Source organism: Rahnella perminowiae (assembly GCF_019049755.1).
Lineage (GTDB): Bacteria > Pseudomonadota > Gammaproteobacteria > Enterobacterales > Enterobacteriaceae > Rahnella > Rahnella perminowiae.
Map to the genome: position 1 here is coordinate 1 of NZ_JAFMOS010000153.1, position 1,160 is coordinate 1,160.

The window sequence follows — 1,160 nt, forward strand, 5'->3', positions numbered from 1 at the left end:
GTGATCATGACTCGCTGTGGGTTTGTATTGCTCACTTTTCATTTTATAAGGTTTAAATTATGTCACATGATGTGAGTGTAGGGATTGTTGCTGACTGGTTAGTGACATTTGCAGGGTCCGAAAAAGTTATCGCAGAATTTATTAAATTATATCCGGATGCTGATGTTTATTCTGTTGTTGATTTTCTGTCTGATGAATCGCGCAAGAAATTCTATGGGAAAGAAGCTACGACCTCTTTTATACAGCGCCTGCCTTTTGCGAAGAAGAAATATCAGCAGTATTTGCCTTTAATGCCGCTGGCCATCGAGCAACTTGATGTCACGGGGCATGATATTGTGCTTTCCAGCAGCCATGCCGTTGCCAAAGGTGTGCTGACCGGCCCTGATCAATTGCACATCAGTTATGTGCATTCTCCCATCCGCTATGCCTGGGATTTCCAGCACCAGTATTTGCGTGAGTCAGGGCTGAATAAAGGCCTGAAAGGCAAACTGGCCCGCTGGTTTCTGCATAAAATCAGGATGTGGGATTACCGGACAGCCAATGGCGTGGATCACTTTATCGCCAATTCCCAGTTTATTGCCCGGCGAATTAAGAAGGTCTATGGCCGTGATGCGGACGTGATTTATCCGCCTGTCGATGTTGACCGTTTTACTTTGCAGGAAAATAAAGAAGATTTCTATTTTACCGCCTCACGGATGGTGCCTTATAAGCGTATCGATCTGATTGTTGAAGCATTCAGTCAGATGCCGGATAAGAAGCTGGTGGTCATCGGTGACGGTTCTGAAATGGCTAAAATAAAGTCCAGGGCTGGCAGCAATATCGAAATACTGGGTTATCAGCCTGACGATGTCATGCAAGATTACATGCGGCGTACCCGGGCGTTTGTTTTTGCTGCTGAAGAGGACTTTGGAATTACCCCGGTCGAAGCACAAGCCAGCGGGACGCCGGTGATTGCTTTTGGCAAAGGCGGTGTGCTGGAAACCATCAGACCTTATGGGGAACGTAATGCCACCGGGATGTTCTTCTCAGAACAAACGGCGGAATCCTTGATTAAAGCTGTGCGTCATTTTGATACCATTAAAGACACCATCCTGCCACAAGACTGTCGTGAAAATGCTTTAAAATTCTCCGCACAAAGATTTCATGATGAGCTGGATGAG

At 46.1% G+C, this 1,160-nt stretch carries 1 protein-coding gene; it reads left to right on the top strand.

Annotated elements, in window-relative coordinates; translation table 11 throughout:
* Positions 1 to 59 precede the first annotated feature (59 nt).
* Positions 60 to 1,160 (top strand): glycosyltransferase family 4 protein (locus tag J1785_RS00840; protein WP_217218581.1); only part of this gene is annotated, 1,101 nt, incomplete at its 3' end.